Raw genomic sequence first — 4,513 nt, 5'->3', positions numbered from 1 at the left:
CGGCGGGGGCGGCGGGGGCGGCGGGGGCGGCTAGTGGCCCGGTGTGGGACCTCAGGGCCAGGGCCGCCGCCCCGAGGGCGACAGCGAGCAGGAGGCCTTCGGCCTGGGGGTGCCCACCGGCCGCGTAGACGACGGCCAGGACCAGCACGGCGACCGTGGCCACCACGAGCGCGGCCGCCGGCCGGCGGCGGGCCCGACGGGCGTCGGCGGGACGCCCCGGGGCCACGATCAGCCCCGGACCGTTCCGGCTCGCCGGGCCAGGACCACTAGGCCCACGGCCGCCACTGCGGCCAACACCGCCGCGGGGACAGCGGGGGCCCGGCCGAGGCCTACGGCCCCGCCCATGGCCGGGGCCTGCAGATAGGCGACATGGCGGACGACGGCCGCCAGCTCGGAGTCGGACAGCTCGTCGGGCCCAAGGGCGGGCATCGTCCCCGGCCCGATCCTCACGGCCTGGGCCACCTGCAGAGGCGTGGCCTCGTACAGAGCGGGGGCGTAGCGGTCGGGACCGTGCGCCCCGCCCGCACCGGCCGGCCCGTGGCACGACGCGCACCGGGCGGCGTACAGGCGGGCACCGGTCCCCGTCGGGGCCTGGGCCGAAGCCGGGGAGGCCGGGACCGACGGCCCCGGTCCCAGGGAGGCCACGTAGGCCACGAGCTGGCGCACCTGGACTTCGCTGTAGGCCGGCGGCTTGCGACTGGGCTGGGCCCTGGGATCGTCGAGGGGCATGCGCCCGGTGGAAAGGTAGAAGTCCGCCGACGCCGCCCCCACACCGACGAGCGAGGGCCCGTCCTCGGTGCCCGCGGCCGTGAGCCCGTGGCAGCTCGAACAGGCCACCTCGAACAGGTCCCGACCACCCCTCACCTCGCTGGCGGGGACCCCGGGCGGCCCCTGGGCGTGGGCCGCGGCCGTAATCCCCAGGGCCAGGCCGAGCAGGAGGCCAGCTCCCGCCGGCCGGGCCCGGTGCCGCCTCACGGCCACAGGAACAGCAGGGCGTAGAGGCCGGCCCACGCCCCGGCCACGAACCGCCAGTGGTAGTTGACGAGCAGCGGCGCCAGGGCGCCGGCCGGGCGCAGGGCCCGCCCCCCCAGCAGGGCCGCACCCAGCACGGCGTGGGCGCCCACCACCCCGGTCAGCGCCCGGAAGGCCAGCGGGTAGCCCGTCGACGCCGGCCCCAGCTCGGCCGTGGCCCACGTCCACGCCCCCCCAGCGACGAATACCCCGGCGAGCACCGCCGAGATCCTCCACCGCCGCCGGGCGGCCCCGGAGTCCCCCGCCCGTTCGGCCCGGCCCGCCACCTCCGCCCCCATCCACGAAAGGGCGAGTACCACCGTCAGCACCCCGGCCGCAGCCCCGGCCAGGTCGGCCCCCTCGGGCGGCCACGGGCCTCGGGCCTCGCCGCGCAAGCCGAGGTAAGCCGCGGCCAGCCCCGTCAGCATCATGAGCTCGGCCACCAGCCCCAAGGCGGTGCCGGTAGCCGTGGCCGAGCGGTCAGCCGGGGCGGGGACGGTGGGGGCGACCGGCTCGGCCGTCATCGAACCCGGAACTCACGCTCCCCCGTCGGCTCCTCGTCGTCGACCTGCACGTGGATCACCACCGCGTGGGGCGGGCCCTTGCGGGACCACTTGACCAGCTCGTCCACGAGGGGCTCCGGTCCTTCGAGGACGGCCTCGAGCCCATCACGGGTGTTCCTGGCCCAACCCCCGATCCCCTTCTCGACCGCCAACCGGCGCAGGGACTCCCGGTAGAAGACCCCCTGTACCCGCCCGCTCACGGTCAGCCGCCGACGGACGACGGCCCCGTCGCCGCTGGTGCTGCCGTCGCCGTTGGCCTTGCTGGCGTCGCTCATCGCCGGTCCCAGTCGGGGTCGAGCTGGTGGAGGAACATCTGGCACCGTTCGGCCTCGTCGGGCTCGCCGATGGACGCGGCCGCCTCGCGCAACCCGTCGAGGGCCCGTAGGAAGCCTCGGTTGGTCTCGTGGCGCCAGCGGACGTACCCGCTGCCTCTCCAGCCCGACTGGCGTAGCTGGTCGAGGCCCCGGTGGTAACCGACCCGGAAGCAGGCGTAGGCCTCGACCTCGTCGCGCGCCAGCTGGCCCAGCCGTGCCCAGGCGTCGAGGTAGCGGGGCCAGCGCTCGACCACCGAGGAGACAGCTTGGCGGCGGTGCTCGGGCGGCTGGGCCATGGCCTGGGCGAGGGCGGCCACCGCTTCGTCGGGGCCGGGCGGCAGCACGGTCTCGGGCAAGCCGGTGGAAAAGGTCACGTCTGCCATACCCGAACGCTACTGCGGAGCGGGCCCGCCCCGTGGAGCGACCTACCGCCCGCCCGGGCCGGGCCAGTCGAAGGCGGCCACGGCCGACCACTGCTCCTCGCCGGCGAGGTGCCATACCCAGAACGACGCCCCCAGGGCACCGTGGCGCACGGCCACGTCCAGGAACCGGTTGGTCTCGTGGGCCGTGGGCGGCCCGCCCCGGCCGCCGTCGGGCGTCCCGTCGTAGGCCTGGCCGATGGGGTGGACGGGCCTGAGGGTGCCGAGGCGCTCGATGGCCTGGGCCGTGACCGTGCCCGGTTCGAGGCAGTACCAGTAGACCATCGGGGCGAAAGCATCGACATAGGGGGCGATGGCCGCGTAAGGGAAGCGGTCCGGCCACAGCCGGTCGCTCGGGCGGTAGACGGTGGCCACCACCAGCCGGTCGCCGGCCGCCTGGCGCACCAGGCTCGTGTACACGGTGGCCCGGGCCTCGGAGATGGCCACCCCTTCGGTCTGCAGTTCGATGTCGGGGCTGAAACCGTCGAGGACATGGCCGTCAGGGCTGCGCCAGGACAGGGCCTCGGCGCTCCAGCGGGCGTCGTCGACGGGGTCGAAGAGGAAGGGGAAGCCCCAGCCGATGACCGCGATCCCCCGGCGGTGCGCCCGAGGGACGAGCTGGTCGAGCACGTCACGGGCGTAGAAGCCGTCCTTGGAGTCCCCCACTCGGACCCAGAGCTGGCGCAGGCCGGCGGCCGCGGCCCGCTCCACGATGGCGTCGGCGTTGCCCCCCTCGGACTGGAAGTACTTCCACAGCCACATGCCCTTGCCCTCGAGCGGGCCAAGCTGGGGCGTCCATTGCCCGGGGGGGACGGGCGCGGGCAGATCGGCCTCGGGTACGAGGACCGGGGGGACGTAGACAGGGCCGGGATCGACCGGTCCTGCCGACGGCGGCCGGGGGGGCGGAGGGCAGCCGGGCAGGGGCAGGCCGGGAGCGTCGACCGGGGACCGGGGGGTCGCTGAGGCCTGGGCCCCACCTGGTGGGGGGGCGGCGCCCTGACGGAAGGCGGCGACCGTCAGACCGCCGGGGGGGACCGGGGGGTCGCCGCGGGCGGCACCCGTGCCGGGGCCACCCGCCAGCGAGCCGCCTGGGCCCGAGGCGGGCACCCCGCACGCCGCCGACAGGGTGGCCGCGGCCGCCAGCGCGGCAACGATCGTCCGGGCCCGCACGCTCCCAGTGTCACACGCTCCGGTCACCACGGGGACGCGCCCTGGGCGCGACAGAGCCCGCCATGGCCCAGGGGCCGGCGGGCTCTGTTCGTTCAGACGGTCTTGTCGGTGCTCAGCCTTCGATCGGGCGCCGCCGGCCCCGGCCCACGAGCTGCAGGGCGGAACCGAGGGCGAGCGACAGGCCGGCCATGGCCGCCAGCGGGGCCGTCCACGTGCCCGTCAGGGCCAGGCGGGCGGGCGTGGCCGTCGCCGGGCGCACGGTCGTGGCGGTCACGTGGGGCGGCGGGACGTGCCTGGGGCAGTCCGCTCCCGAAGCCGTCGAGCCGTCCTCGGCCCGCGAGCAGCCCGACGCCGTCGAGCCGTCGTGGGCGTGCGACTCACCTGAGGCGGTCGACCAGTTCTCGGCGTGGGATACACCCGAGGCCGTCGAGCCGTCCTCGGCGTGGGCCGTGCCCGAGGCCACCGATGTGTTGTCAGCCATTGCCCCGCCGCTCGTCTGGGCGCTGGCCGGGCCGGCCAGCAGGGCGAGCATGGCGACCATGCTCCCCACTGCCACCAGAAAAGCTCCCGCTCGTCCTCTGTCCCTAGTCATCGCCCTTCCTTCTTCTGTTGGTCGAGTAAACGGTAGTGGGTTGCTGTTCACACAGTCAACGCCTGTGGCTGTTGTGGCCAATGTGGCTCAGACGTCCTCCCCCACCGGCTCGGCTGCGAACCGGCGCCGGCCGAGGCCGAGCAGTACGGCCCCCAGGGCGGTGGCCGCAGCCGCGGCCTGGGCCATGGTGTCCACACCGCCGGTGCGGGCCAGGGCACCGCCGCCGCCGGGGCCCCCGGGGCCGCCCGGGCCACCGGGCCCGCCCGGGTGGGTGGGGGGCTTGGGGGCGGGGGCGCACTCGCCCGAGGTGGTGGAGGTGTCGGTGGCGTCCGAGCAGCCCGAGGCCACCGAGCCGTTGCGGGCCGTGGACCGCCCCGAGGCGGTGGAGCCCTCCGACGCCCGGGCCTGGCCCGAGGCCGTGGAGCCCTCGGTGGCCCGGGCCGT

At 76.3% G+C, this 4,513-nt stretch carries 8 protein-coding genes; all 8 read right to left on the bottom strand.

What is annotated here, in order from left to right:
- Nucleotides 1-226: hypothetical protein (locus AB1673_17450; protein ID MEW6155743.1), on the bottom strand; the 226-nt coding region annotated here is incomplete at its 3' end.
- A gap of 2 nt (nt 227-228) precedes the next feature.
- Nucleotides 229-981: a c-type cytochrome gene (locus AB1673_17445; GenBank protein MEW6155742.1), complete on the bottom strand. Its 753-nt coding sequence runs from the start codon at nt 979-981 to the stop codon at nt 229-231.
- Nucleotides 972-1,535 carry a hypothetical protein gene (locus AB1673_17440; GenBank protein ID MEW6155741.1) on the bottom strand — a complete coding sequence of 188 codons (564 nt, stop codon included), beginning with the start codon at nt 1,533-1,535 and terminating at the stop codon, nt 972-974. The genes AB1673_17445 and AB1673_17440 overlap by 10 nt, the downstream gene beginning before the upstream one ends.
- Nucleotides 1,532-1,849, bottom strand: coding sequence for an acylphosphatase (locus tag AB1673_17435; protein MEW6155740.1), 318 nt, complete (start codon nt 1,847-1,849; stop codon nt 1,532-1,534). Before AB1673_17435 ends, AB1673_17440 begins: the two co-directional genes overlap by 4 nt.
- Nucleotides 1,846-2,271, bottom strand: coding sequence for a DUF3151 family protein (locus AB1673_17430; protein MEW6155739.1), 426 nt, complete (start codon nt 2,269-2,271; stop codon nt 1,846-1,848). Before AB1673_17430 ends, AB1673_17435 begins: the two co-directional genes overlap by 4 nt.
- 42 nt (nt 2,272-2,313) lie before the next feature.
- Nucleotides 2,314-3,477, bottom strand: a complete 1,164-nt coding sequence (locus AB1673_17425) for a hypothetical protein (GenBank protein MEW6155738.1) — start codon at nt 3,475-3,477, stop codon at nt 2,314-2,316.
- A gap of 112 nt (nt 3,478-3,589) precedes the next feature.
- Entirely contained in the window at nt 3,590-4,033 is a 444-nt protein-coding gene (locus AB1673_17420) for a hypothetical protein (GenBank protein MEW6155737.1), read from the bottom strand.
- A gap of 123 nt (nt 4,034-4,156) precedes the next feature.
- Nucleotides 4,157-4,513: hypothetical protein (locus AB1673_17415; GenBank protein MEW6155736.1), on the bottom strand; the 357-nt coding region annotated here is incomplete at its 5' end.

It is taken from the genome of Actinomycetota bacterium, from assembly GCA_040754375.1.
Lineage (GTDB): Bacteria > Actinomycetota > Acidimicrobiia > Acidimicrobiales > AC-14 > JBFMCT01.
This window is presented reverse-complemented; position numbering and strand designations above follow the sequence as displayed.

Bases quoted from the DNA above. Each gene is read 5' to 3' on its own strand.
- AB1673_17440 (MEW6155741.1), bottom strand. From the start codon at position 1,535: ATGACGGCCGAGCCGGTCGCCCCCACCGTCCCCGCCCCGGCTGACCGC.
- AB1673_17435 (MEW6155740.1), bottom strand. From the start codon at position 1,849: ATGAGCGACGCCAGCAAGGCCAACGGCGACGGCAGCACCAGCGGCGAC.
- AB1673_17430 (MEW6155739.1), bottom strand. From the start codon at position 2,271: ATGGCAGACGTGACCTTTTCCACCGGCTTGCCCGAGACCGTGCTGCCG.